26 protein-coding genes and 1 pseudogene are annotated in these 23,778 nt (G+C 76.3%); 16 read left to right on the plus strand and 11 right to left on the minus strand.

Annotation, left to right across the window (positions count from 1 at the left end):
- The first annotated feature begins 19 nt into the window (after positions 1-19).
- Genes ACFV1W_RS19925 through ACFV1W_RS19935 form a run of 3 tightly spaced genes read left to right on the plus strand, consistent with a single transcriptional unit; the run spans position 20 to position 2,672 of the window.
- Positions 20-577: a DUF6328 family protein gene (locus ACFV1W_RS19925; RefSeq protein WP_380418259.1), complete on the plus strand. Its 558-nt coding sequence runs from the start codon at positions 20-22 to the stop codon at positions 575-577.
- 53 nt (positions 578-630) lie between these two features.
- Complete coding sequence (locus ACFV1W_RS19930; protein ID WP_380418261.1) at positions 631-1,647, plus strand: SDR family oxidoreductase; 1,017 nt, start codon at positions 631-633, stop codon at positions 1,645-1,647.
- Positions 1,648-1,670: 23 nt separating this feature from the next.
- Positions 1,671-2,672, plus strand: a complete 1,002-nt coding sequence (locus ACFV1W_RS19935; protein WP_380418263.1) for a PHP domain-containing protein — start codon at positions 1,671-1,673, stop codon at positions 2,670-2,672.
- A 156-nt stretch (positions 2,673-2,828) separates the two neighbouring features.
- Here ACFV1W_RS19935 and ACFV1W_RS19940 read toward each other — a convergent pair whose 3' ends face one another.
- The gene (locus tag ACFV1W_RS19940) at positions 2,829-3,587 is read right to left on the minus strand and encodes a hypothetical protein (RefSeq protein WP_380418265.1); all 759 of its coding nucleotides are present in this window, start codon (positions 3,585-3,587) and stop codon (positions 2,829-2,831) included.
- A gap of 30 nt (positions 3,588-3,617) precedes the next feature.
- Here ACFV1W_RS19940 and ACFV1W_RS19945 point away from each other — a divergent pair, with 30 nt between their 5' ends.
- The 13 genes and pseudogenes from ACFV1W_RS19945 (at position 3,618) to ACFV1W_RS20005 (ending at position 12,706) form a co-directional block, all read left to right on the plus strand.
- Positions 3,618-4,574: an SDR family NAD(P)-dependent oxidoreductase gene (locus tag ACFV1W_RS19945; RefSeq protein ID WP_380418267.1), complete on the plus strand. Its 957-nt coding sequence runs from the start codon at positions 3,618-3,620 to the stop codon at positions 4,572-4,574.
- Between the two features lie 87 nt (positions 4,575-4,661).
- Entirely contained in the window at positions 4,662-4,835 is a 174-nt protein-coding gene (locus ACFV1W_RS19950) for a CsbD family protein (RefSeq protein WP_380418269.1), read from the plus strand.
- Positions 4,836-4,889: 54 nt separating this feature from the next.
- Positions 4,890-6,074, plus strand: a complete 1,185-nt coding sequence (locus ACFV1W_RS19955; RefSeq protein ID WP_380418271.1) for an alcohol dehydrogenase catalytic domain-containing protein — start codon at positions 4,890-4,892, stop codon at positions 6,072-6,074.
- A gap of 38 nt (positions 6,075-6,112) precedes the next feature.
- On the plus strand, positions 6,113-6,283 hold the full coding sequence (locus ACFV1W_RS19960) for a hypothetical protein (RefSeq protein WP_380418273.1): 171 nt from the start codon (positions 6,113-6,115) through the stop codon (positions 6,281-6,283).
- Between the two features lie 216 nt (positions 6,284-6,499).
- Complete coding sequence (locus ACFV1W_RS19965; protein ID WP_380418275.1) at positions 6,500-6,949, plus strand: hypothetical protein; 450 nt, start codon at positions 6,500-6,502, stop codon at positions 6,947-6,949.
- Positions 6,946-7,203 carry a monovalent cation/H+ antiporter complex subunit F gene (locus tag ACFV1W_RS19970; RefSeq protein WP_380418277.1) on the plus strand — a complete coding sequence of 86 codons (258 nt, stop codon included), beginning with the start codon at positions 6,946-6,948 and terminating at the stop codon, positions 7,201-7,203. The genes ACFV1W_RS19965 and ACFV1W_RS19970 overlap by 4 nt, the downstream gene beginning before the upstream one ends.
- Positions 7,200-7,496: a cation:proton antiporter gene (locus tag ACFV1W_RS19975; RefSeq protein WP_380418279.1), complete on the plus strand. Its 297-nt coding sequence runs from the start codon at positions 7,200-7,202 to the stop codon at positions 7,494-7,496. Before ACFV1W_RS19970 ends, ACFV1W_RS19975 begins: the two co-directional genes overlap by 4 nt.
- Positions 7,493-7,762, plus strand: a complete 270-nt coding sequence (locus tag ACFV1W_RS19980) for a Na(+)/H(+) antiporter subunit B (protein ID WP_380418281.1) — start codon at positions 7,493-7,495, stop codon at positions 7,760-7,762. The genes ACFV1W_RS19975 and ACFV1W_RS19980 overlap by 4 nt, the downstream gene beginning before the upstream one ends.
- Positions 7,759-8,499: an MnhB domain-containing protein gene (locus ACFV1W_RS19985; RefSeq protein ID WP_380418283.1), complete on the plus strand. Its 741-nt coding sequence runs from the start codon at positions 7,759-7,761 to the stop codon at positions 8,497-8,499. Before ACFV1W_RS19980 ends, ACFV1W_RS19985 begins: the two co-directional genes overlap by 4 nt.
- A gap of 73 nt (positions 8,500-8,572) precedes the next feature.
- A complete protein-coding gene (locus ACFV1W_RS19990; protein ID WP_380418284.1) occupies positions 8,573-8,917 on the plus strand; it encodes a sodium:proton antiporter in 345 nt (114 codons plus the stop codon).
- Between the two features lie 7 nt (positions 8,918-8,924).
- Positions 8,925-10,769: a complex I subunit 5 family protein gene (locus tag ACFV1W_RS19995; RefSeq protein WP_380418286.1), complete on the plus strand. Its 1,845-nt coding sequence runs from the start codon at positions 8,925-8,927 to the stop codon at positions 10,767-10,769.
- 140 nt (positions 10,770-10,909) lie between these two features.
- Positions 10,910-11,338, plus strand: a pseudogene (locus ACFV1W_RS20000) (glycosyltransferase family 2 protein); the annotation flags it as partial.
- Positions 11,339-11,776: 438 nt separating this feature from the next.
- Positions 11,777-12,706: a glycosyltransferase family 2 protein gene (locus ACFV1W_RS20005; RefSeq protein WP_380418379.1), complete on the plus strand. Its 930-nt coding sequence runs from the start codon at positions 11,777-11,779 to the stop codon at positions 12,704-12,706.
- On the opposite strand, the gene ACFV1W_RS20010 is transcribed toward ACFV1W_RS20005, so the two are convergent.
- Genes ACFV1W_RS20010 through ACFV1W_RS20055 form a run of 10 tightly spaced genes read right to left on the minus strand, consistent with a single transcriptional unit; the run spans position 12,694 to position 23,393 of the window.
- Positions 12,694-13,692 carry a glycosyltransferase family 9 protein gene (locus ACFV1W_RS20010; RefSeq protein WP_380418288.1) on the minus strand — a complete coding sequence of 333 codons (999 nt, stop codon included), beginning with the start codon at positions 13,690-13,692 and terminating at the stop codon, positions 12,694-12,696. The genes ACFV1W_RS20005 and ACFV1W_RS20010 overlap by 13 nt on opposite strands.
- Positions 13,689-15,071: a PfkB family carbohydrate kinase gene (locus ACFV1W_RS20015; protein WP_380418290.1), complete on the minus strand. Its 1,383-nt coding sequence runs from the start codon at positions 15,069-15,071 to the stop codon at positions 13,689-13,691. The genes ACFV1W_RS20010 and ACFV1W_RS20015 overlap by 4 nt, the downstream gene beginning before the upstream one ends.
- Positions 15,068-15,736 carry an SIS domain-containing protein gene (locus tag ACFV1W_RS20020; protein ID WP_380418292.1) on the minus strand — a complete coding sequence of 223 codons (669 nt, stop codon included), beginning with the start codon at positions 15,734-15,736 and terminating at the stop codon, positions 15,068-15,070. The genes ACFV1W_RS20015 and ACFV1W_RS20020 overlap by 4 nt, the downstream gene beginning before the upstream one ends.
- The gene (locus tag ACFV1W_RS20025; protein ID WP_380418294.1) at positions 15,733-16,995 is read right to left on the minus strand and encodes a glycosyltransferase; all 1,263 of its coding nucleotides are present in this window, start codon (positions 16,993-16,995) and stop codon (positions 15,733-15,735) included. The genes ACFV1W_RS20020 and ACFV1W_RS20025 overlap by 4 nt, the downstream gene beginning before the upstream one ends.
- Positions 16,992-17,954: a glycosyltransferase gene (locus ACFV1W_RS20030; protein ID WP_380418296.1), complete on the minus strand. Its 963-nt coding sequence runs from the start codon at positions 17,952-17,954 to the stop codon at positions 16,992-16,994. The genes ACFV1W_RS20025 and ACFV1W_RS20030 overlap by 4 nt, the downstream gene beginning before the upstream one ends.
- Before the next feature lie 4 nt (positions 17,955-17,958).
- Positions 17,959-18,990 (minus strand): glycosyltransferase family 9 protein, encoded by a 1,032-nt coding sequence (locus tag ACFV1W_RS20035; RefSeq protein WP_380418298.1) that lies wholly within the window; start codon positions 18,988-18,990, stop codon positions 17,959-17,961.
- Positions 18,987-19,637, minus strand: coding sequence for a D-glycero-alpha-D-manno-heptose-1,7-bisphosphate 7-phosphatase (locus ACFV1W_RS20040; RefSeq protein WP_380418299.1), 651 nt, complete (start codon positions 19,635-19,637; stop codon positions 18,987-18,989). The genes ACFV1W_RS20035 and ACFV1W_RS20040 overlap by 4 nt, the downstream gene beginning before the upstream one ends.
- Positions 19,634-20,704 (minus strand): glycosyltransferase family 2 protein, encoded by a 1,071-nt coding sequence (locus ACFV1W_RS20045; RefSeq protein WP_380418301.1) that lies wholly within the window; start codon positions 20,702-20,704, stop codon positions 19,634-19,636. The genes ACFV1W_RS20040 and ACFV1W_RS20045 overlap by 4 nt, the downstream gene beginning before the upstream one ends.
- On the minus strand, positions 20,701-22,374 hold the full coding sequence (locus ACFV1W_RS20050; RefSeq protein WP_380418303.1) for a carbamoyltransferase: 1,674 nt from the start codon (positions 22,372-22,374) through the stop codon (positions 20,701-20,703). The genes ACFV1W_RS20045 and ACFV1W_RS20050 overlap by 4 nt, the downstream gene beginning before the upstream one ends.
- A 59-nt stretch (positions 22,375-22,433) precedes the next feature.
- Positions 22,434-23,393 (minus strand): NAD-dependent epimerase/dehydratase family protein, encoded by a 960-nt coding sequence (locus tag ACFV1W_RS20055; protein ID WP_380418305.1) that lies wholly within the window; start codon positions 23,391-23,393, stop codon positions 22,434-22,436.
- Between the last annotated feature and the right edge of the window lie 385 nt (positions 23,394-23,778).

Here is a 23,778-nt window from a genome sequence, read left to right on the forward strand (position 1 = left end):
GGAGGCGGAGGCGATCAGCATGGCGGCGACGAACACCGGCCCCGACGGCGACGGTTCCCGGCCCCGGGTCGGCCGTCGGGAGTCACCCGAGGAACGGGCCGACCGGCGCTGGACCGACTTGCTCCAGGAGGTCCGGGTCGCCCAGACCGGCTCGCAGATCCTCTTCGGCTTCCTGCTGAGCGTGGTCTTCATGCCGCGTTTCGCCCAACTCGGCGGTTTCGACCGGGGACTGTACGTGGCCACCGTCGTGCTCGGGGCGGTCGCCACCGGCTCGCTGACCTCTCCCGTCGCCTACCACCGGATCTTCGCCGGGCACCGCCTCAAACCCCAACTGGTGAACGCCGCAGCCAGGTTGGTCGCCGTCGGCCTGGTGCTGCTGGCCCTGACCATCGGCTCGGCCCTGCTGCTCCTGCTGCGGGTGGCGACCGACTCGACGATCTCCGGCTGGATCACCGCGGCCGTCATGCTGTGGTTCGGGTCCTGCTGGCTGGTGCTGCCGGTCGGGCACCTGTACCGGCACAACGGCCGGAGCTCCCGGCCACCGGACGGGCCGGACCGCGACGACCCCCACCGGTGACACCGCATCCGGCCGGGACGTTTCGGCACCGGCGGCGGGGCAAGACGCCCGCCATGAGGATCCGTTCGCATTCCAAGCCCCGAACCGTGGTCATCACCGGCGCCACCGCCGGAGTCGGCCGGGCCTGCGTCCGGGCGTTCGCCACCGACGGCAACCGGCTGGTGCTGGTCGCCCGCGGCGTCGCCGGGCTGCGCGCGGCCTCCGCCGAGGCCCAGGCCGCCGGATCACCGGTGCGCACCGTCCTGGCGGACGTCTCCGACCCGCAGGCCTGCGAGGCCGTCGCCGCCCGCGCCGAGGCGGAGTTCGGGCCGATCGACGTCTGGGTCAACGACGCCTTCGTCTCGGTGTTCGCGCCGTTCACGGAGATCAGCCCCGAGGAGTACCGCCGGGTCACCGAGGTCACCTACCTCGGCTACGTCAACGCCACCCGGGCCGCGCTGAACCGGATGCTGCCGCGCGACCACGGCACCGTCGTGCAGGTCGGCTCCGCGATCGCCTACCGGGGCATCCCGCTCCAGACCGCCTACAGCGGCGCCAAGCACGCCATCCAGGGTTGGCACGAGGCGCTGCGCTGCGAGCTGCTGGCCAGCGGGACGGGGGTGCGGGTGACCATGGTGCAGCTGCCCGCGGTCAACACCCCGCAGTTCGACTGGGTGCGCAACCGGCTGCGGGGCCGGGCCCGGCCCGTCGCGCCCGTCCACCAGCCCGAAGTCGCCGCCCGCGCCGTCCGCTACGCCGCCGACCACCCCGGGCGCCGCGAGTACTGGGTGGGCGGCAGCACCGCGGCCACCCTGATCGCCAACGCCATCGCCCCCGGCCTGCTCGACCGCTACCTCGCCCGCACCGGCATCGACGCCCAGCAGGAGCAGGGCCCGCGCGACCCGGACGACCACGCCAACCTCTGGGCCCCCGGCGACGCCTCCCGCGACCACGGCGCCCACGGCCGCTTCGACGAGGAGTCGCACGAACGCAGCGTCCAGCTCTGGGCCTCCCAGCACCACGGCCTGCTCGCCACCGGCGGCGCGGTCCTGGTCGGCGCCGCCGCCCGCGCGCTCGCGCGGGGGCGGTGACCGGCGGCGCACCACCGGCCGCCATGGATCCGGCGACGGCGCTGCGGCGGATCGCGTTCCTGCTGGAGTGGAACGACGCCTCGCCCTACCGGGTACGGGCCTTCCACACCGCGGCCGACGCGGTGCGCGCGCTGCCGCCCGGGCCGGTGGACGCCGCCCTGGCCCGCCGGCTGCCGGGCGTCGGGCCGGTCACCGCCGAGGTGATCGCCCAGGCCGCCGCCGGCGCGACCCCGACCTACCTCGCCCGGCTGGAGAGCGCCGCGGGGCCGGCCGCACGGGCCGGGTGGGACCTCGCCGCGGCCGCTCGGGGCGACTGCCACCTGCACTCCGACTGGTCCGACGGCGGCCACCCGATCGAGGAGATGGCCGAGGCCGCCCGCGCACTCGGCCACCACTGGGCCGTCCTCACCGACCACTCGCCCCGGCTGACCATCGCCCACGGCCTCAGCCCCGAACGGCTGCGCCAGCAACTCGACGTGGTCGCGGCCCTCAACGCCGAGGACGGCCCCTTCCGGCTGCTCGCCGGGATCGAGTGCGACATCCTGGAGGACGGCGCGCTCGACCAGGAACCCGAACTGCTCGACCGGCTCGACGTGGTGGTGGCCTCGGTCCACTCCAAACTGCGCTCGGAGCCCGAACCGATGACGGCCAGGATGCTCACGGCCGTCCGCGACCCGCGCACCAACGTACTGGGGCACTGCACCGGCCGGATCGTCACCGGCCGCGGCCGGCCCCCGTCCCGCTTCGACGCCGAGGCCGTCTTCGCCGCCTGCGCCGCCGCCGGGACGGCCGTGGAGATCAACTGCCGCCCCGAGCGCCGCGACCCGCCCGACGACCTGCTGCGCCTGGCGGTCGACGCGGGCTGCCTGTTCGCCGTCGACACCGACGCCCATGCCCCGGAGCAGCTCCACTGGCTCACCTCCGGCTACGCCCGCGCGGCCCGCTTCGGGCTCAGCCCCGAACGGCTCGTCACCACCTGGCCGCGCGAGCGTCTGCTCGCCTGGGCGCACCCGGCCACCCGGTGACGGGGGCCGCCGGAGCCGCCGGGACCTGCTCGTCGCGGTCGACGACTACGGGCGACGGATGTCCGAGTACGGCGCCGAGGCCGTGCGCAGCGGTCCCGACGGGCCGCCCGCCTTCGCCCCCCGGAGCGAAGCTGTCCTGAGGCCGGGATCCGTCGATCATCCCGGGGTGCCACCGAGCACGACCTCCTCGCCCGTGCCCGGCAGCCCCTGTCCCTCGCCGGCGGCGAGCCCCCGCAGGGCCGGTGCCAGGGTCACGCCCTCCTCGTACAGCTCGAACGGACGCGGATTCAGGTAGGAGGCCCGGCAGACCGCGGGGGTGTCGCCCAGGTACCCGGCCACCTCCCGGACCACCCGGGCCGCCGCGCGTCGCCGGGCGGCCGGTGAGCGGCCGGCCACCGGCCAGGAGACGGCCAGGCCCACGGCGGCCAGGACGGTGGCCTGCCAGGTGCGGAAGTCCTTCGCGGACAGGTCGGTGCCGGTGTGTTCGCGCAGGTAGCCGTTGAGCCGGGCGGTGTCGACCTCCGTCCGGGCCCGGCCCTCGCGGTAGGCCAGCAGCCGGGACGCCGGGTCCGTGCGGCGCAGCAGGGCCCGTACGCCGGCGGCCGCCGCGCGGTCGGTCAGGGTGAGCTCGCGCTCGCGGCCGGATTTGGCCCGTTGGGCGAAGTGCACCCGGCCGCGCTGCACGGCCACCTGGTCGCGCCCCAGGGTGGTGAGACCGTAGGAGCCGTTGTCGCGCTCGTAGCCCGGTGCGCCGATGCGGAAGAAGCCCAGGTCGAGCAGCCGGGTGGCGCAGGCGAGGACGCGGTCGGCGCCGAGGCCGCGCCGGGCGAGGTCCTCCTCGACCCGGCGGCGCAGTGCGGGGAGGGGCCATACCCCGGGTTTGCGGGCGGGGCGGTCGGACACACGCGCCGGCATCGGACTTCTCGGAGCGGAAGGGTGCGGGCGATGGGTGTGCTGGCCGGACGGACGGCGCTGGTGACCGGCTCCTCCCGGGGTCTGGGGCTGCTGATCGCGGGTGAGCTGGCGGAGCGGGGCTGCAGGGTGATGCTCTGCGGCCGGGACGAGTTGGGCCTGGAGCGGGCGCTGCGGCAGCTGCGCGGCCTGCCCGGCGAGGTGGCCGGCACGGCCTGTGACCTGATGGACCCGGAGGCGCCTGGGCAGCTGCTCGCGGCCGTGCGGGAGCGCTTCGGCACCGGGGTGGACCTGCTGGTCAACAATGCCGGGCTGATCCAGGTCGGCCCGTTCTCGGCGGTGCAGGAGCAGGACTTCCGGCGGGCGCACGAGTTGATGACGATGGCGCCGCTGCGGCTGGTCCAGGCCGTGCTGCCGCAGATGCGGGCCCGCGGCTCGGGCTCGATCGTCATGATCAGCTCGATCGGCGGCCGGATCCCCGCCCCGCACCTGTTGCCCTACGTGGCCGCCAAGTTCGCGCTCACCGGCCTCTCGGAGGGGCTGGCGGCGGAGCTGGCGCCGTACGGCATCCGGGTGACCACCGTGCTTCCGGGGCTGATGCGCACCGGCTCGCACACGGCCGCCGAGTTCGCCGGGCAGGCGGGCAGCGAGTACGCCTGGTTCGCGACCGCCGCGTCCATGCCGCTGGTGTCGATGGACGCCCGGCGGGCGGCGCGGCGGATCGTCCGGGCGATCGAGGTCGGACGGCGCGAGCTGGTGCTGACGCCGCTCGCGAAGGCCGCCGTGCTCGCCCACGGCGTCGCCCCCGCCACCACCAACCGGCTGCTCGCCCTGACCGCGCGGCTGCTGCCCTCGGCCGGCGGGGCTCCGGAACACGGCGTGCCGGGCGTGCGGGCCGCGTCCCGGCACCGGCGCGGCGGCCCGGTCGACCGGCTCACCGCCCTCGGACGGCGGGCGGGGCGGGCCCACAACGAGCCGACGGCCTCCTGAGGGGGTGTGGAAGCGCGCTGCCCGGGCACACGCGGCCCGAGGGGCCACGACCGCCCCGACGTCGGAACCACGAGAGGAGCACACCCCATGGGTACCGAGGACAAGGCGCGCAACATCGCCGAGAAGGCCCACGGCAAGGTCAAGGAGGCCGCCGGCAAGGTCACGGGCGACCCGGTCGTCGAGGCCGAGGGCCGGGGCAAGCAGGCGAAGAGCGACCTCAAGCAGGCCGGCGAGAAGGTCAAGGACATCGGCAAGGACTGAACCCGGTACCGGCGGCCGCCCCTCGCGGCCGCCGGCCCGTCCGGAGGGAGAATCATGAAGGCCGTGACCTGGCACGGGCGCCGCGACGTCCGCGTCGACTCCGTACCCGACCCGGTGGTCCGGGAGCCCACCGACATCCTGGTGGAGGTCACCACCACCGGGCTGTGCGGATCCGACCTGCACCTGTACGAGGTGCTGGGCGCCTTCCTGGACGAGGGCGACATCCTGGGCCACGAGGCGATGGGTGTGGTCCGCGAAGTGGGCCCGGCGGTGCACGCCGTCGATCCGGGCGACCGCGTGGTCGTCCCGTTCAACGTCTCCTGCGGCACCTGCCACACCTGTGTGCAGGGCCTGCAGTCCCAGTGCGAGACCACCCAGGTGCACGACTACGGCACGGGCGCGGCCCTGTTCGGCTACACCAAGCTCTACGGTCAGGTACCTGGCGGACAGGCGGAGTTGCTGCGGGTCCCGTTCGGCAACACGCTGCCGGTGCCCGTCCCGCACGGGCCGCCGGACGACCGCTACGTGCTGCTGTCCGACGTGCTGCCCACCGCCTGGCAGGCCGTCGAGTACGCGGAGATCCCGCCCGGCGGCAGCGTCGCGGTGCTCGGCCTGGGCCCGATCGGGGACATGTGCACCCGGATCGCGCGCCACCGCGGGGCCGGCACCGTGATCGGCGTCGACCTCGTGCCCGAGCGGCTGCAACGCGCCGCGGAGAACGGCGTGGAGGTGCTCGACCTGGCCCGGCTCGGCTCCCGGGTGGTCGACGCCGTCCGGGACCTCACCGACGGCCGCGGCCCGCACTCCGTGATCGACGCCGTCGGGATGGAGGCGCACGGCTCCCCTGCCGCGACCGCCGCCCAGCGGATGACCTCGCTGCTGCCGGACGCGCTGGCCGCGAGACTGATGACCCGGGTCGGTCTCGACCGCCTGCACGCCCTGCACCTGGCGGTCGACCTGGTCCGGCGCGGCGGCACGATCTCGCTGTCCGGCGTGTACGGCGGGATGACCGACCCCCTGCCGATGCTGACCATGTTCGACAAGCAACTGCGGCTGCGGATGGGGCAGGCGAACGTCCTGCGCTGGATGGACGACCTGCTGCCGCTGGTCGGCGACGGCGACCCGCTGGGAGTGGAGGGATTCGCCACCCACCACGTGCCGCTGGCCGAGGCGCCGGACGCGTACGACATGTTCCAACGCAAGCAGGACGGCGTGGTCAAGGTGCTGTTCCAGCCCTGACCGGCCCGCCCGTGCCCGTTCCAGAGGAGGCGAACGCGATGAGCTCCATGAGGAATCCGGTGCCGAAGGACCCGTCGGAGCCGGTCGAGACCCCGGAGTCCCGGATGACCGGCGAGGGGAGCCCGCCGCCGGAGCACGAGGAGGAGAAGGGACCGCAGGACGGCCCGGAGTTCGAGGTGACGGAGCCGGCCCACGAGCCGGAGAAGTAGCAGCGGCGGTCGCAGCACGACCGAAGCGGTACGACGGCGCGGGCCGGGCCGATCATCGGAGCTTTCCGGCCCGTCGTCCGGCGAACGGGTGGTCCGGTACGGCGATCGCGCGCCCGCGGCGTTGCGCGCGGGACGCCTGCGCCGACCGGACGGTACACCTGGGGGCCGCTCGCCGCGGTGGCGGGCGCCCGGAGGACCGACCTGGGGGTGGTGGAAGTGCGAACGATGCTCGAACTCCTGCTCTGGTGGGGGGTTTTGCTGTTGCTGAACATCGTGTTCATCAGCTCGGTGTCCCCGCTGGAGGTGGCGGTGGGCGGCGGCGTGGCGCTCCTCGGCGCACTGGGCGCGGTGGCCGTGCGGCGCGCGTCCGGAGCGACTCCCGGCGGACCGGCCCGGCTGGGGCGGGCGCTCTGGGCGTACCCGTGGACCCTGCTGGCCGACACCGGCCGGCTCGCGCTCGCCGTACTCCTCCCCGGCCACCGCCGAGGCGGATTCCGCACCGTCCGGCTCGCCTCCGGCACCGGGGCGGCCTGGGGCGCGGCGCTGCTGTCCTCGACACCCGGCGCGTACGCGGTGGGCAGCCGGAACGGCGGCGAACTGACCGTCCACACGCTGGGCGACGAACGGTCCTCGCTGGAGCGGGCGTTGACCGGAGCCGGGGAGTGAACGCCTGGCTGCTCGCGGCGGCCCTGCTGGCCGCCTGCGGGATCGGCCCGTGCCTGCTGCTCGGCCTGCGCGGCTCACCCGAGCAGCGCCTGGCCGGGCTCAACCTCGCCGCGACCACCGCCTCCGTCGTCCTGCTGCTGCTCGCCCAGGGGTTCAGCCGCACCTCGTACACCGACCTGGCGCTGGACCTCGCGGTGCTGGCGCCCGCCGGGACGCTGGTGTTCACCCGCTTCCTGGCCGGGAGGCAGCGGTGACGCCCCGACACACCCTCGCGCTGGTCCTGCTGGTGGCCGGCACCGCCACGCTGCTGCTCGCCGCCCTCGCCCTCGTGGTGCTGCCCGGCCCCTACCTGCGGCTGCACGCCCTCTCCCCCGCCGCCACCCTCGGCGCTCCGCTGGTCGCACTCGCCCTCGCCGTCGACACCGGCCCCGGGCGGGCGGCCGTCAAGCTCCTGGTGATCGGCCTGCTGCTGGCCGTCGGCGGCACCGTCACCACCATGGCCGTCGCGCGCACCACCGTGCGCGCCGAACGGAAGGCTCAGCAGTGACCAACGCCCTGACCGTGATCGCCCTGCTGCTCACCGCCGTCACCGCGACCACCGCCGCGCTCACCCGCGACCCGGTCCGGCAGGCCGCCGTCCTCGCGCTGCTCGGGCTCTGCCTCGCGCTGCTGTTCACCGTGCTCCAGGCGCCCGACGTCGCACTCTCCCAGCTCGGAGTCGGCAGCGCGATCACCCCGCTGCTGATCCTGCTGACCGTCCGCCGGGTGCGCCGCCAGGAGCAGTCGGAAGAACGCCCGGACCGCACCGAGTGAGCCGCACCACCCGGCTGCGGCTGTTCCTCACCGCCGCCGCCGTCCTCGCCGCCGCCCTGATCACTGCCGCCACCGAGCTGCCCGGCTTCGGCGGCAGCCACCACCCGTACGGTGAACGGGCGGTGGCTGCCGGGCTGGCCCGGCAGACGGCCAACATCGTCTCCTCCGTCAACTTCGACCAGCGGGCCTTCGACACCCTCGGCGAGGAGTCCATCCTCTTCGGCTCGGTACTCGGCGCCGCCATACTGCTGCGGCTCGCCCGGGACGAGCACAAGCGCCGCGCCGCCGCCGAATCCGTGCTGCCCACCACGCGGTTGTTCGGCGCCGCCCTGCTGCCGGTCACCGTGCTGGTCGGCGGATACCTCGTCGCCCACGGCCAGTTGAGCCCCGGCGGCGGCTTCCAGGGCGGCGTCGCGCTGGCCACCGCCCTGCACCTGGCCTACGTCGCCGCCGACTGCCGGGTGCTCAAGCGGGTCCGCCCGCTGGCCGTCCTGGACGTCGCGGACGCCGTCGCGGCCGGCAGCTACGCCGCGCTCGGCCTGATCGGCCTCGTCCAGGGCGCCGGCTACCTCGCCAACACCCTGCCGCTCGGCACCTTCAACCAGCTGTCCTCCAGCGGGCTGGTGGCGGTGATCAACGCCGCCGTCGGGGTCGAGGTCGCCTCCGGCGTGGTGGTCCTGCTGGCGCACTTCCTGGACCAGGCGGTCGAGGTCGTCCATGGCGGGGAGGGCCGGTGAACGAGCGGAGCGGGCGAACCGTCAAAAGGGGCGCGTCTCGCGAAGCGACCGCCGAGCGGAGCGAGGTGGGCGCATGAGTCTCCTCCCCTATCTGGTCGCCGGGTGGATCCTGCTCGCCGGGCTGTACGGCCTGGTGACCAGCCGCAACCTGGTGCAGGCGGTCGGCTGCCTGGCCGTCGCCCAGTCCTCCACGTACGTGCTGCTGCTCGCGGTCGGCTACCGCAGCGGCGCCACCGCTCCCGTCTACTCCGACCTGCCGACCGACGCCCCGGTGGTCGACCCGGTGGTCCAGGCGCTCGCCCTGACCGACATCGTGGTCGGGGCGACCGTCACCGCGCTGCTGCTGTCCCTGGTCATCCAGCTGCGCAAGCGGCACGGCACGGTGGACCCGGAGGAACTCACCGGGCTGCGCGGGTGAACGGCCGGTGAACACCGCTGACCTGCTCCCGCTGGCCGTCGCCGTCCCGCTGCTGGGCGCCGCCCTCGTGGCCGTGGCCGGCCGCTGGCTGCCCCGACCGGGCCGCGACGCGCTGACCGCCGTCCTGGCCACCGCCGACGTGGTCTGCCTGGCCCTGCTGTGGGCCCGGACCGCGCCGGACGGCCGGGCGGTGTCCTGGCTCGGCGGCTGGACCCCGAGCGGCGGCCACAGCGTCGGCATCGTGCTGGTCGCCGACCGGCTCGGCACCGGCCTCGCCCTGCTCACGGCCGTCCTCGTCCTCGCGGTGGTCTGCTACGCCTGGCGGTACTTCGACGAGCCCTCCGGCGAGCACGGCGGGGTGTTCCCCGCCCTGCTGCTGCTCTTCGAGGCCGGGATGTGCGGCTTCGCGCTCACCGGGGACCTCTTCGACGCCTTCGTCTTCTTCGAGCTGATGGGCGCGGTCGCCTACGCGCTGACCGGCTACCGGATCGAGGACCCGCGCCCGCTGCAGGGCGCGCTCGCCTTCGGACTGGTCAACTCGGCCGCCGCGTACCTCTCACTGCTCGGCATCGGCCTGCTCTACGCCCGCACCGGCGAACTCGGCCTCGCCCAGATCGGCACCGCGCTGGACCAACGCGCCGCGGCCGGACACGGCCGGGACGCCCTGGTGGTCGTCGCCTTCGTGCTGGTGCTGGCAGGCCCGCTGGTCAAGGCCGCGACCGCGCCCTTCCACTTCTGGCTGCCGGACGCCCACGCGGTGGCGCCGAGCCCGGTGTGCATGCTGCTGTCCGGGGTGATGGTCGAACTCGGCCTCTACGGGGTGGCGCGCATCCACCGGGTGGTCTTCGCCGGGGCGGGCGGGCTGCCGGACGCCGCGGTCCGCGACACCCTGCTCGCCGCCGGCGTGCTGACGGCGCTGGTCGGCGCCGTGATGTGCTGGCAGCAGCGGCACCTCAAGCGGATGCTCGCCTTCTCCACCGTCGGGCACATCGGCCTGTTCCTGATCGGCGCCGCGCTGCTCGACCCGGCCGGGCTGACCGGCTCGGCCGTGTACGTGGCCGGCCACGCGGGCGCCAAGGCGGCGCTGTTCGGCCTCACCGGCGTGCTGCTGGACCGCTACGGCTCGGTGGACGAGCACGGGCTGCACGGACGGGCCCGCGAACTCCGGTTCACCGGCCTGCTGTTCGTCATCGGCGCGCTCGCCCTCGCCGGGCTGCCGCCGTTCGGCACCGGGCTCGGCAAGGCCGTAGCCGAGGAGGCCGCCGGGCACTGGGGCGGCTGGCTGCCGGCGGTGTTCGTGCTGGTCTCCGCCCTCACCGGCGGCGCGGTGCTGCGCGCCGCGCTGCGGGTCTTCGGCGGGTTCGGCGCGCCGCCGGCCGAGCACCCTGAGGTGGCGGCGACCACCGGAGAGGGCGAGGAGCCCGAGATCCGCGAGCCGGGCCGCCGGCCGCCGGTGCCGATGCTCCTCGTCCCGGCGGTACTGCTGGCCAGCTGCCTGGCCGTCGGCGTGCTGCCGGGCGTGGGGCGCGCGCTCGCGGCCGGAGCGGCCGCCTTCACGGACCGCGGCGGCTACCTCGCCCAGACCCTCGGGGGCGCCCCGGCCCCCGCCGGCGCCGCTCCCGAGGCGTGGTGGACGGTGTCCGGCGTGCTGCTGGGCCTGCTCTCCGCGCTGCTGGCCGTCGGCTTCGCCACCGCCGCCGTCCGCCGCGACCCCGGGCGTGGCACCGGCGGGCTGTTCCGGGTCACCGTCCTTCCGCTGCGCCGACTGCACTCCGGGCTGCTCGGGGACTACATCGCCTGGCTGGCCGTCGGTCTCGCCGCACTGCTGGCCGCCCTCGCGGCCCAGCTGTGAGGGCACCCGGCGCCCGCCACGCCAGCTGGACGGCCGGGGGTCACACTGGAGGGGCGGCGGCGGCAGCGGGGCAGCACCCCCGCGGACCCTCGCCGTCCGCCGCGCTCCCCCGCCACCGACCGGATCCCCTGGGGGCCACCATGCGTCCTGCCGACCTAGGCGTGGTCCTGATCACCCGCAACCGGCGGGCCAACGTGCTCGACGCCCTGGACCACCTGGCGGCGCTGCCCGAGCGTCCGCCGATCGCCGTCGTCGACAACGGATCCGCCGACGGCACCGCCGCCGCCGTCCTGGCCGGCCACCCCGCCGTCCGGGTGATCCGGCTGCGCCGCAACCTCGGCGCGGCCGCCCGTGCCGTCGGCGCCACCGCGCTGTCCACCCGGTACATCGCGTTCAGCGACGACGACTCCTGGTGGGCGCCGGGCGCCCTGGACTCCGCCGTCCGGCTGCTCGACCGGCACCCCCGGCTGGCCCTGCTCGCCGGAGCCACCCTGGTCGGTCCGGCCGAACGACCGGACCCGATCAACGAGGAACTGGCCGCCGGCCCGCTCGGCACCGACGCGGACCTGCCCGGACCGTCCGTCCTCGGCTTCCTGGCCTGTGCCGCCGTCGTCCGCCGGGACGCGTTCCTCTCCGTCGGCGGTTTCGACCGGCTGCTGCACTTCGGCGGCGAGGAGCAACTGCTGGCCCTGGACCTCGCCGCCGAGGGCTGGGGCCTCGCCTACTGCCCCGAGGTCGTCGCCCACCACCACCCCGCCCCGGACTCCCGGCCCGGACGGTCGGCCCGCCAGCTGCGCAACACGCTCCTCACCGACTGGCTGCGCCGCTCCCGACCGGTGGCGCTCGGCCGCACCGCCGCGGTGCTGCGGGCCGCGCCGCACGCACCGGTGGCGCGCCGGGCCCTGGTGTCCGCCCTGCCCCGGCTGCCGCTGGCCCTGCACCGGCGCGATCCGCTGCCCGAGCGGGTCGAGCGGGCCGTCCGGACCCTGGAGGGCCTGCCCGTGGCGGTGCGCGAACCGGCCGGGGGACGGCACTCGGTCACCGTCGTCGTGATCACCCACGACCGCCGCCGCGAACTCCTGCACACCCTCGACCGCCTGGCCGAGCTGCCCGAGCGCCCACCCGTGCTGGTCGTCGACAACGGCTCCACCGACGGGACGGCCCGGGCCGTCCGCGACCACCCGGGCGGCGCCCGCCTGCTGCCGGCCGGGCGCAACGCGGGCGCCTGCGGGCGGAACCTGGCGGCCCGCGAGGTGACGACGCGCTACCTCGCATTCTGCGACGACGACACCTGGTGGGAGCCGGGTTCGCTGGACGCGGCGGTTCGGCTCCTCGACGCCCACCCGCCGGTGGCGGCGGTCACCGCGCGGATCCTGGTCCACGACCCCGACCGCCCCCAGGCGCCGCCGCGCGAGGACCCGATCGTCGAGGAACTGCGGAACTCGCCGGTGCCCGGGCCCGGTTGGCTCCCGGGCCCGGCGCTCGGCTCCTTCCTCGCCGGGGCGACGGTGCTGCGCACCGACCTGTTCCGCGCCGTCGGCGGGTTCTCGCCGCGGCTCTGGCTGGGCGGCGAGGAGGAGCTGCTGGCCGCCGACCTCGCGGCCGCCGGCCACTGGCTGGTGTACGCCGACGGCCTGACGGTCCACCACCGGCCGTCCCCGGCCCGCGACGCGACGCTGCGGCGACGGCACGGGATCCGCAACACCCTCTGGTTCACCTGGCTGCGCCGTCCGCTGTGGCCCGCGGCGCGCCGCACCGCCTTCCTGGCCCGCACCGTGCCGCGGGACGCGGTGTCCCTGCGCGCCTTCGCCGAGGCGGCGGCGGGCCTGCCGTGGGTGGTGCGCGAACGGCGCACCGTGCCGCCCCGGGTCGAACGGGCGCTGCGGAGCCTGGAGGGGGCGCAGCGTGCCTCCCGGGCCCGCCGCTACGTCGGCTGAACCGGGGCTTCGTGCCCCGGAGGAGGCGCCGACCGCGCGAGCGGCAGCTCCGAGAGGGCAGCCAGCACGTCGGCCGGGCGGATGCGCAGCAGCCGGGCGTCCGGCCGCCGGCCATGGGCGTCGCCGGGCCGGGTCTCCCCGCCCTCGTACCGCCACAGGGCGAGGTGGCGGGGCACGGCCGGCGGCCCCCACAGCACCGGCGAGACCGGGCCGAACAGCGTCACCGAGGGCGTTCCGAGCGCGGTCGCCAGGTGGGCGATCCCGGTGTCCCCGCAGACCACTGCGCGCGCCTCGGCCACCAGCGCCGCCAGCAGGGGGAAGGGCAGGTCCGTGCCGCCGCCGAGGACGTCCCCCGGCGCCAGTCCGGCGCCGCGTGCGACTTCCTCGGCGAGGGCGCGTTCTCCCCGGCCGGCGGTGACCACCACCCGGTGGCCGTCCCCCCGCAGCGCCCGGGCCACCGCGGCGAACCGGCCGGGCGGCCACCGTCGGGCGGCCGCGTCGGCTCCGGGGTGGACGACCACGGCCCCGGGTGCGGGCGACGGGACGGCGGGCCGGGCGATGAGCAGGTCTCCGGCGTCCGCTCCGATGCCGTGGTGGCGCAGCAGGCGGCACCAGCGTTCGCGCTCGTGCTCGTCGTCGCGCCAGCGCGGGGCGCGGGCGTCGGCGTAGGCGATGAGGCGGGCGGGCCGCAGTCGTGCCAGGACGTCGCGGCTGGCCGGTCCGTTGCCGTGCAGGTCCACCGCGAGGTCGGGCGGTGGACCGTCCCAGGGCAGGCGGTGGGGCACCTCCCGGCTGGGGGCGTCGGTGGCCAGCAGCCGGTCCGCCGTGCCGGTGGCGGCGAGGGCGGGTGACAGCCGGGCCGGGGCTGCCAGGACCAGTTCGTGGCCGGGGTGGCGGCGGCGCAGGGCGCGCAGGGCGGGCACGCCGGTGAGCAGGTCGCCCAGCCCGAGCGCCCGCAGGACCAGGAGGGCGGGCCGCTCGGTCACGGGCGGGCCCGGACGGCGGCCCGTTCGGCGAGCGCCGTGGTGGAACGGCCGTCCAGGTAGGGCAGGACCAGCGCCTGGCCGCCCCATTCGGCCAGCACCCGGGCCTCGGGCAGGGATTCGGGACGGTAGTCGCCGCCCTTGACCCAGACGTCGGGGCGCAGGGTGCGCAGGACCTGTTCCGGGGTGTCCTCCTCGAACACCTGGATGGCGTCCACGCAGCCGAGGCCGGTGAGGACCCGGGTGCGGTCGCCCACCGGGTTGAGCGGGCGGCCCGGGCCCTTGAGGCGGCGCACCGAGTCGTCGGAGTTCAGGCAGACGATCAGGCAGTCGCCCAGGCGGGCGGCGGATTCCAGGAGGGAGACGTGGCCGGCGTGCAGCAGGTCGAAGCAGCCGCCCGCCGCCACGACCGTGCCGCCCCTGGCCCGGGTGGCCTCGGCGGTCCGGAGGGCGTCCGGCGGCGCGGTGGCGGGGGCGGTGGCCTCGTCCCACAGGGCCGGGTTGCCGGCGCCGCCGCGGGCCACGAAGTCCGCCGCCGCGGTGACCCCGGCGTGGACGGCCTCCTCGGGGATGGCGCCGGCCGCCAGCGCCGCGGTGGCAGCCGCCGCGAAGCAGTCGCCGGCTCCGCACGGGTCGCCGGTGGCCTCGTAGGGGGCCGGGAGCAGGATGGGGCTCTCGGTGCCCCGGCTGAGGAGCGCGCCCCGTCGCCCGAGGGTGACGGCCACCGAGGCGACGCGCCAGCGGTCGGCCAGCAGGGCTGCGCGGGCGGTGTGGTCGGGGAGCCCGTCGCCGGTCGGGCAGCCCGGGTCGAGGGCGGCGGCCCAGGCCCTCGCCTCGGCGGCGTTGGGGGTGGCCAGCCGCGCGCCGGGGACCGGCGGTCCGCCGCGCGGGTGCGGGTCCCAGACGAGCGGGACGTGCGCGGCGCCGGCCGTCAGCGGGGAGCGCAGCCGGTCGGCGACTCCCCGGCCGTAGTCGGCCACCAGGACGGCCGCGGCGCGGGCGAGCGCCTCGGCGGCGCGGTGGTCGGGGGGCCCGACGGTTCCGCCGCCGCGGTCGATGCGCAGCAGGGCGCGGCCGTCGACCCGCACGCGGGTCTTGACCGGGAGGTCGCCGGCCAGCGGCAGTTCCACGAGTCGTACGCGGCCGGTGAGGTGGCGGCGCAGGGTGCGGGCCGCCGGTCCGTCACCCAGGGCGGTGACCAGGACGACCTCGCGGCCGGTCCGCGCCATCAGGCCCGCGGCGAGGGCGGCGCCGCCGGGGCGGCTGCGCTCGACCGACACGTCGACCACGGGCACCGGGGCGTCCGGGGCCAGGCGGTCGGCGCGGCCGTCGACGTCGATGTCGAGCAGGCTGTCGCCGACCACCACCAGGGGGCCGTTCACGAGGCCCTCCCCGGCAGTCGGGGCAGGTCGCGGCCGGGCTCGGTGACCGGATCGTCCGAGTCCTGGCGGCGGTCGAGCGCGGCGTCGAAGGCTTCGCAGACCATGTGCAGGGCGGCCAGGTGGACCTCCTGCACGGTGGCGCTCTCCGGTGCCTCCACCGCCAGCGCCTCGTCCGCGCGCTCCGCCAGCGGGTTGGGTGCGGGGCCCGTCATCGCCCACACGCCCAGGCCCAGCGAGCGGGCGGTGTCGGCGGCCGCCAGCAGGTTGGGGCTGCGGCCCGAGGTGGACAGCAGGACGAGGACGTCACCGGCGCTGCCGTGCGCCTCGACCTGGCGGGCGAAGACCTCCTCGAAGCCGTAGTCGTTGCCGATGGCGGTGAGGCTGGAGGTCTCGGCGTGCAGGGAGATCGCCGAGTACGCGGCGCGCTCGCCCCGGTAGCGGCCCACCAGTTCCGCCGTCAGGTGCTGGGCCTGGGCGGCGCTGCCGCCGTTGCCGGCGGCGAGCAGGCGGCTGCCCGCGGGCAGCAGGCCGGCCAGCGCCTCGCCCCACCCGGTGAGCAGGGGCAGCTGGTGGGCGCGGAGGGCACCGATGGCGCTCTCCAGGGCCCGGCAGTGCCGGGCGGCCTGCTCCAGGTCGTCGGCGGCGTCGAAGAAGCCGGCGGTCATCGGGGGCCTCCTGTCGTGACCCGCGGAGCCCGGTTCGCGCCGCCCTTCCGGCCGGGCGGGTCGGTGCGGTCCAGCAGTTCCTCGTACACCTTCGCCGTGCAGGTGGCGACGGTGTGCCAGGTGTAGAAGGCGAGGACGCGGCGGCGCCCGGCCTCGCCGTAGGCGTGACGGGTCTTCGGGTCGGCCAGCAGGGCTTGCGCGGCGGCTGCCAGGGCCTCGGCGGAGGCGGGCGGCACGAGGGTGCCGGTGCGCCCGTCCGCGATGGTGTCGAGGTGCCCGCCGACGGCCGTGGCGACGACCGGCACGCCGCAGGCCATCGCCTCCAGCGGGACGATGCCGAAGGGCTCGTAGTGGGCGGGGCAGATCACCAGGTCGCTGCTGCGCAGCAGGGCGGGCATGTCCTCGGCGGGCACCGCGCCCAGCAGGACGAGCCGGTCGGCCACGCCGAGCCGGGCCGCGAGCGCGCGCAGGCGTCGCGCGTACGGGTCGGCGTCCAGCTCGTTGGCGGGCGGTCCGCCGGCCACCAGGAGTTCGGTGCCGGGCAGCCGGACCAGCGCCTCGACGGCGGTCTCCGCGCCCTTGCGGGGGACCATCCGGCCCACCATGAGCAGTCGGTGGCGCCCGCCGCGCGGCGCGCTCGGTCCGGTCGGGGTGAAGCGGGCCGGGTCGACGCCGCAGGGCACGACCCTGATCCGGTCGGCGGGAGCCCCGATTCCCAGGAGTTCGGCGACCTCGTCGCTGCAGGTGGCCACCAGCCGGTGGGCCGAGCAGGCGATGGCGGTCTCGATGGTCCGGCGGCCGGGCGGGCTGGTGTCGGCCGCCCCCTGGTGGCGGCGCTTGACCACGCCGAGTGCGTGGTAGGTCTGCACGACCGGGATGGCCAGGTCCCGGGCGCCGCGCAGTGCGGCCAGTCCGGACATCCAGAAGTGCGCGTGCACGATGTCGGGCGGACGGGCCCGCCAGTACCGCGCCAGCTCGTCCCCGAAGGCCGGCATGTACGGCAGCAGCTGGTCCTTGAGGAGCTGGCGCGCCGGGCCGGCCGGTACGTGGTGAACCAGGACGCCCGGGCGCAGCGGTACGTGTTCGGCGAGGTCGGCCCGGTCCCGCCGGGTGTGGACCACGACGCGGTGGCCGAGGTCGGCGAGGGCGCCGGCGAGCGCCGCGACGTGGACGTTCTGCCCGCCGGCGTCGACCCCGCCGAGGACGGCGAGGGGGCTGGCGTGTTCGGAGACCAGGTCGATGCTCAGGGGCGCGTTCAACGGGTCACCTCCTCGATCAGGCGGTCCCAGTCGGCGAGGAACCTCTTCAGGCCGTACCGCTCCAGGGCGGCCTGGCGGGCGCGCAGCCCGTCGTGGCTGGCCGCCGCCGGATCGGCCAGGTAGTGGCGCACCGCCTCCGCGAGTTCCCGGACGTCGGTGGAGAGCACGCCCGTTCCGGGCGGCACGGCGCGGACGACCTCGGTGGTGGCCAGGGCCACCACGGGCATGCCGAGGTGCATCGCCTCCAGCAGCGACAGGCCGAGGGAGGTCCACCGCACGGGGTGCAGGTAGAGCCGGCGCCGGGGCAGTTGGGCGTGCAGGGCGGCCTGGGGCAGTTCGGCCGTCCGGCAGCGGTCCGGTGGCAGACCGAGGTGGGCGGCGAGCCCGGTGGTCGCCATGCCGAAGACGTGGAGGGGGCCCTGCCGCGCGAACAGCGGCAGCAGGTCGGTCCCCGTCGTGCGGCCGCGGCGGACCGGCTCGTTGACCACGACGGCCGAGGCGGCCAGCTCTCCCGTGTAGCGGTACCCGGGGTCGACGACGCCGTGCTCGATGACGGTGGTCCGGGTGCTGCCGCAGTCCCAGAACAGGTCGTTGAAGTCGGTGACGTGGACGACGGTCAGGTCGTCCCGGTCGGCCATCGGGTGGCGGGTGTCCGGGATGTCGCCGTGCGGGCTGTTGTGCTCCAGGTAGACGGCCGGCAGGTCGCGGCCGGGCCGTCGGCCGAGCCACCGTTCGGCGAGCGCCGCTTCGTGCGGCCGCTGGAGCACCACCAGGTCGATGCCGGTCTCGCGCAGGCGCGCCGGCGGCACTTCCAGCACGGTGCGCGGCCAGTCGAAGGTCCGGGCGCGCCCGAGGCCGTCCGGTCCGCGGTCCTCCGTGACCGGTACGAGATAGGTGTGCGGTCCCTGGACGAACGCGGTCGTCCAGGAGCCGTGCACGTGCCACAGCAGGATGTTCATCGGGTCACCTCCGGGACGGCCGCTCGGTCGTGGTCGGCGGGGCCCGCAGGAGGTCGACGGCCGTGACGATCTCCTCCGCGGTGAGCGAGTCCAGGCACGGGTGGCCCGGGACCGGGCAGGTCCGGGCCCTGGTCCCGGCACAGGGGGCGTCCTGGCGTCCCAGCAGCACGTGCGGCACGCCGTACGGCCGCCAGCGGTGGGCCGGCACGACGGGCGCGAACAGGCAGGCCACGGGGGTGCCGACGGCGGCGGCGAGGTGGGCCGGACCGGTGTTCCCGGTGACGACGGCATCGGCGCCGGCGAGGACGCCCGCCAGTTCGGCGAGGCCGGTGCGCCCGCCGAGGTCGAGGGCGTCGGCGCCGGCCACCTCGGCCGTCAGCTCCTTCTCGGCCCGTCCGCCGGTCACCACCACCCGGTGGCCCGCGGCGGTCAGTGCCCGTACCGCGGCCGCGGCCAGGCGCGCACCGGGCGCCCTGGCGGGCACGGCGGCTCCCGGGTGCAGGACGACGTAGCGGCCGGGGCCGGTGAGGTGCCGCTGGTCGGGCGGCGGCAGGACGGCCAGCCGGCCGTCGTCGCCGGGCGGCAGGGGGAAGCCCGCGGCCCCGGCCAGGTCGAGGGCCGCCTCCGCTTCGTGGCGCCCCTCGCCGCGCCGGTGGCGCAGGTCCAGGAGCGAACCCGGGTAGTCCACGCTGTCCGCGGCGATGTGGGCCACGCCCGCCATCCGGAGCAGGAGCGCGGTCGGCAGGGCGCTCTGGTGGAAGGACGTCAGGACGAGGGCCCGCTCGATCGATCTGGAGGCGAGCGAGGACACCAGTTCCATGACGCCCCGGGCCGTCGCGGGGGGCGGGTCGAAGCCGGTCCAGGGCGAGTCCCAGACCACGACCTCGTCCACGCCCGGGAGCAGCCTGGCGGCGGGGGCGCCCTGCGGTCCGCAGAGCATCGCCACCCGCCGGGAGCCGTGGGCGGTGGCCCGGACGGCCGGGCCGGCCAGCAGGACGTCGCCGGCGCTGTCGAGCCTGACCACGAGGGTCGTCATGTGCCCTCCCGGTCGGTGCCGGGCCGGCCGTCGAGGACCAGCCGGACGGCGGCGGTCAGGTCGGCCGCGACGGTGCCGGCGTCCGCGACCTCCTCCGGCCGGGTGGCGGGCGTCGGTACGAGGATCGCCCGGGCGCCCGCCGCGCGGGCCGCTCCGACGTCGGCGCCGATGTCCCCGATGACGACCGTCCGGGCCGGCGGCACGCCGAGGCCTCGGCAGGCGGCCAGGACGAGGCCGGGCGCGGGCTTGCGGCACCCGCAGCCCTCGGACGGTCCGTGCGGGCAGACCGCCCAGATCCCGAACGGGCCGAGCAGGTCCTCGACCCGGGCCTGCACGGCCTCCACCTGCCGCCGGGTCAGCAGGCCGCGGGCCACGCCGGACTGGTTGCTGACGACGCCCAGCACCAGGCCCGCGGCCCGGAGCGCGGCCACCGCCCGAACGGCGCCGGGCACCGGCCGCACCAGGGCCGGGTCGCCGTTGTAGGGCACGTCCTCCACCAGCGTCCCGTCCCGGTCGAAGAGCACGGCGGCGGCCGCGGGAGCCCCGCCCGGCCGGGGGCTCGCGGGGAAGATCCAGGGCTCGGCGGACCGCGCCCCGCCGTGCGGCGGGCGCGCGACGGCCGGTGCCCGGCCGGTGGCGGAGGTCATGAGGATGCCTCCCGCTCCACCGGCCGGGCCGTCCGCCCCACCTGCGGCTCGGCGGGCGCCACGCCGGGATCCGGCGCGTACCAGGGCTCGGCCGCGCGGTGGCGCAGCAGGCCCCGGAGCCGGTGCCGGCAGGCGGCCGGCGGGATGAGCACGCTGGTCAGCAGCATCGTGGCGACTTCCTCCCCGGTGCCCGGGCCGGGCAGGATTCGGGCGGCGGCGAACTGCGCCGTGCCGGCCAGCCACAGCGCGGCGAGGGCCGCGGCGGCACGCGGTCGACCGGCGGCGGCGGCTCCGAGCGCGGTGACCGCCGCGGCGGTCACCGCCACGTGGGCGGGGAAGCGTCCGCGGGGCGCCTGGGCCCGTTCCCACCAGCGCGGCCCGTGCAGCCGGTTCATCAGGACGTCGTCGGCGTTGCCGGCCTGCTGGCGCAGCGAGACCCAGCGGTCCGCCGGGCGCACCGGGTGGGTGGTGCGGCGGTTGCCCGTCTCCAGCCGCCAGCCGGCGTCCAGTACCCGCAGGGCCAGGTCCGCGTCCTCCCGGAAGGCCCGGCGGAAGCGTTCGTCGAAGCCGCCGACCTGCACCAGCACCGCCCTCCGGTAGGCCATGTCGGCGGTGATCCACCGGGAGCGGGCCAGACCCGCCGTGCCGCGTTCCCAGTCGGTGGGCCGTCGCCCGACGGGCAGGGGCACCTCGATGCGCCCCTGGACGCCGCCGGTCGTGGGGTGCGCGGCGGCCAGGTCGGCCACCAGGTCCCGCGGCCAGGTCGGGCCGGGAACGGTGTCGTCGTCCAGGAAGGCGACCCAGGGCTGGGAGACGCTTCGCCACCCGGTGTTGCGGGCCGCCGCCGGGCCGTTGCCGCCGCCGGGCAGGACGGTCAGCCGGTCCCGCAGCGCCGGTGGCACCTCGACGGCCAGCGGCCCGCAGTCGGTCAGCGGGCGGTCGTCGACCAGCACGACCTGTTCCGGCGGCGGCCCCTGGCCGTCCGCCAGCGCCCGGAGGCAGGCGGTCAGGCTGGGCCTGCCGAGCGTCGGGACGACCACCGCGTAGGCGGTCGGGCCGCCACTCACCGCGCTCCCTCCCCGGGCCGGGCCGGGTCGGCGAACATCCGGCCGCGCCGGACCACGAAGGGGCCGAGCGCCAGCAGGTCGACCGGGGAGGAGCCGAAGCACTCCAGGGCGTCGCGCACGTCGTCGACCATCGGCCGGCCGGCCGTGTTGAGGCTGGTGTTCACCACCACCGGCAGCCCGGTGAGCAGTTCGAACTCCTCCAGCATCCGGGCCGTGAGCGGGTCGGCGGCCCGGTCGACGGTCTGGATCCGCGCGGTGCCGTCCACGTGGACGACGGCGGGGATCCTGTCGCGCCATTCGGCGGTGACCCGGTGCACGAAGAGCATGTACGGACTGGGCAGGGGCCCCTCGAAGATCTTGGCGGCCCGGTCGGCGAGCACCATCGGGGCGACGGGTCTGAACTGCTCGCGCCCCTTCACGTCGTTCAGCCGCTCCAGGTTGGCCGACCGGCCGGGGTGGGCGAGCAGCGAGCGGTGGCCCAGTGCCCGGGGCCCGAACTCGGACCGGCCCTGGAACCACGCCACGATCCCGTCCTCGGCGAGCGCCGCGGCCACCTCGGCCGCCACGTCGCCCGGCCGCTCGTACGGGACGCGGGCGCGGCGCAGCCACGCCTCCACCTCCGCGTCCGACCAGCCCCGGCCGAGGTCGACGCCGGGCATCGGGAGCGGCTGGTCACCGCCCGCGGCGGCCAGCTGGAGGGCCGCGCCGAGCGCGGTTCCCGCGTCTCCGGCGGCGGGCTGCACCCAGACCCGGTCGAAGGGGCCCTCGGCCGCGATCCTGGAGTTGGCCACGCAGTTCAGCGCCACGCCGCCGGCCAGTGTCAGCAGGCGGTCCCCGGTTCGGCCGTGCAGCCAGCGGGCCAGGTCGAGCAGGACCTCCTCCAGCACGCGCTGCGTGGAGGCGGCGAGGTCGGCGTGCAGCGGGGTCCACTCCTGGCCGGGGGCGAGCGCCGGGGCGAGTTCCGTCCACGGCACGGCACTCGCGTGGAAGCCGCCGTCACCCGTCGGGTAGACGTGCCGGCGCAGCACGTCGGCCATCCTCGGGGTCCCGTACGAGGCCATCGCCATGACCTTGTACTCGTCCGAGGACCGCAGGAAGCCCAGGTGCTGGGTGAGCTCCTCGTACACCAGCCCCATCGAGTGGGGCAGCCGCTGGCCGGCCAGCGGTTCCAGGCGGGTGCCGACCCGCCGGGCCGCGAGGTGGGAGGTGGCCTCCCCCCGGCCGTCCAGGACCAGGACGGAACAGGGGTCGGTGGCGCCGTCGGCGGCGTACGCGGCGGAGGCCGCGTGGGCGACGTGGTGCGGGACGAAGCGGACCCTGGCCGGGTCCAGACCCGGCAGCGCCTCGGCGAGGAAGCCGGGCGCCTCGTGGGCGTACCGCAGCCGCAGGTGGTCCCAGGGGTCGTCCAGGCCCATGGCGTCGGCCGGGCGGGCCAGCGCGGGGTCGAAGGAGTAGCCGACGAGGTCGAGGTCGGCGGGCGTCAGTCCGGCGTGCGCCAGGCACCAGCGGGCGGCCTGGACCGGCAGTTCCCAGGCCGAGAAGGGCAGCGGGCGCTTGCCGTGTTTGCGGCGGCTGAACCGTTCCTCCTCGGCGGCGGCCACCGTACGGCCGTCGATGACCAGAGCGGCTGCCGGGTCGTGGAACAGGGCGTTGATTCCGAGCACGCGCATGGCGTGTGACCTCCTCGATTCGACCGGCGACGGGACACCGTTCACCGGGTGCGTCGGTGTCAGGCCTCCGGGTGGGCGCGGAACCACTCGATCGTGGCGGCCAGTCCCTCGCGGGCCTGCGTCGTCGGCTCCCAGCGGAGCTTGTCGCGGGCCATCGTGATGTCGGGGCGCCGCACCGCGGGGTCGTCGGTCGGCCGGGCCACGAACTGCACGGTGGAGGACGAGTCCGTGAGCTCGACGATCAGGTGCGCCAGTTCCACCATCGTGAACTCGACGTCGTTGCCGATGTTCACCGGGCCGGCCAGGTCGGAGCGGGCCATCGCCAGGATGCCCTCGACCGTGTCGGTGACGTAGGTGAGCGATCTGGTCTGGGTGCCGTCGCCGGTGACGGTGAGCGGCTCCCCGGACAGCGCCTGGCGGATGAAGGTGGGCACCGCCCGTCCGTCGTGGGAGCGCATCCGCGGGCCGTAGGTGTTGAACAGCCGGACGATCGCGGTGTTCACGCCGAGGGCGCCGGCCTCGGCGGTGGTGAGCGCCTCGGCGAACCGTTTCGCCTCGTCGTACACGCTGCGCGGGCCGACCGGGTTGACGTTGCCCCAGTAGCTCTCCACCTGCGGGTGCTGGAGGGGATCGCCGTACACCTCGGAGGTGGACGTGAGCAGGAACCTGGCGCCGTTCCGGCGGGCGAGCTCCAGGGCGTTGCGGGTGCCCAGGCTGCCCGCGTCCAGCGTGTGCAGCGGCAGGCGCAGGTAGTCGGCGGGCGAGGCGGGCGAAGCCAGGTGGAACACGTGGTCGACGTGCCCGTCGACGTCTAGTCCTTCTCCGACGTCGGCCTCCCGCAGCTCGAAGCCGGGGCTCCCCGCCAGGTGGGCCACGTTGGCCGCGGACCCGGTGCAGAAGTCGTCGACGCAGGTGACCCGGTACCCGTGCGCGACCAGTGCGGTGCACAGGTGGGAGCCGACGAAACCGGCCCCGCCGGTGACCACGGCGTGAAGGCGTTCTCCAGGACGGGAAGTCATCCGTTCCTCCTCGGTGCTCGGCCGGCGCGTCGGCACTCCGCCCAGCCTCTCCACCGCCGGGGGGTCCCGCGACAGATGGGGCGCGCCGCGGGGCCGCTGCCCCGCGGCGGGGCCCGTCGATTCCGCTGGTGCGACCGGCCCCGGCGCGGTCGGGTACCCGGAACGGACCGGTTCACCCGTTCGAAGGTCATCGGCCGTTCGAGGGCCGTCCGCACGGTTCCAACCCGGCCGCGGCCCGCCGAGTCGGTGTGAGCAACCCCACCGCCACGAGGAACCTGCAGGTCAGCGGGCGTGCTGCCAGGCCGTGGCGGTCGATGTGAGCCAGCTGACGTTTGCGATCGCGCCCCGGCCGCCGAGCATGGATTTACCGCCGGACGCCTGGTCG

Origin of the sequence: Kitasatospora sp. NPDC059648, assembly GCF_042734825.1 — a bacterium.
In the GTDB taxonomy this organism is placed as follows: domain Bacteria; phylum Actinomycetota; class Actinomycetes; order Streptomycetales; family Streptomycetaceae; genus Kitasatospora.

Bases quoted from the DNA above. Each gene is read 5' to 3' on its own strand.
- ACFV1W_RS19925 (WP_380418259.1), top strand. From the start codon at position 20: ATGGCGGCGACGAACACCGGCCCCGACGGCGACGGTTCCCGGCCCCGG.
- ACFV1W_RS19930 (WP_380418261.1), top strand. From the start codon at position 631: ATGAGGATCCGTTCGCATTCCAAGCCCCGAACCGTGGTCATCACCGGC.
- ACFV1W_RS19935 (WP_380418263.1), top strand. From the start codon at position 1,671: ATGGATCCGGCGACGGCGCTGCGGCGGATCGCGTTCCTGCTGGAGTGG.
- ACFV1W_RS19940 (WP_380418265.1), bottom strand. From the start codon at position 3,587: ATGCCGGCGCGTGTGTCCGACCGCCCCGCCCGCAAACCCGGGGTATGG.
- ACFV1W_RS19945 (WP_380418267.1), top strand. From the start codon at position 3,618: ATGGGTGTGCTGGCCGGACGGACGGCGCTGGTGACCGGCTCCTCCCGG.
- ACFV1W_RS19950 (WP_380418269.1), top strand. From the start codon at position 4,662: ATGGGTACCGAGGACAAGGCGCGCAACATCGCCGAGAAGGCCCACGGC.
- ACFV1W_RS19955 (WP_380418271.1), top strand. From the start codon at position 4,890: ATGAAGGCCGTGACCTGGCACGGGCGCCGCGACGTCCGCGTCGACTCC.
- ACFV1W_RS19960 (WP_380418273.1), top strand. From the start codon at position 6,113: ATGAGCTCCATGAGGAATCCGGTGCCGAAGGACCCGTCGGAGCCGGTC.
- ACFV1W_RS19990 (WP_380418284.1), top strand. From the start codon at position 8,573: ATGAGTCTCCTCCCCTATCTGGTCGCCGGGTGGATCCTGCTCGCCGGG.
- ACFV1W_RS20020 (WP_380418292.1), bottom strand. From the start codon at position 15,736: ATGACCGCCGGCTTCTTCGACGCCGCCGACGACCTGGAGCAGGCCGCC.
- ACFV1W_RS20030 (WP_380418296.1), bottom strand. From the start codon at position 17,954: ATGAACATCCTGCTGTGGCACGTGCACGGCTCCTGGACGACCGCGTTC.
- ACFV1W_RS20035 (WP_380418298.1), bottom strand. From the start codon at position 18,990: ATGACGACCCTCGTGGTCAGGCTCGACAGCGCCGGCGACGTCCTGCTG.
- ACFV1W_RS20040 (WP_380418299.1), bottom strand. From the start codon at position 19,637: ATGACCTCCGCCACCGGCCGGGCACCGGCCGTCGCGCGCCCGCCGCAC.
- ACFV1W_RS20050 (WP_380418303.1), bottom strand. From the start codon at position 22,374: ATGCGCGTGCTCGGAATCAACGCCCTGTTCCACGACCCGGCAGCCGCT.
- ACFV1W_RS20055 (WP_380418305.1), bottom strand. From the start codon at position 23,393: ATGACTTCCCGTCCTGGAGAACGCCTTCACGCCGTGGTCACCGGCGGG.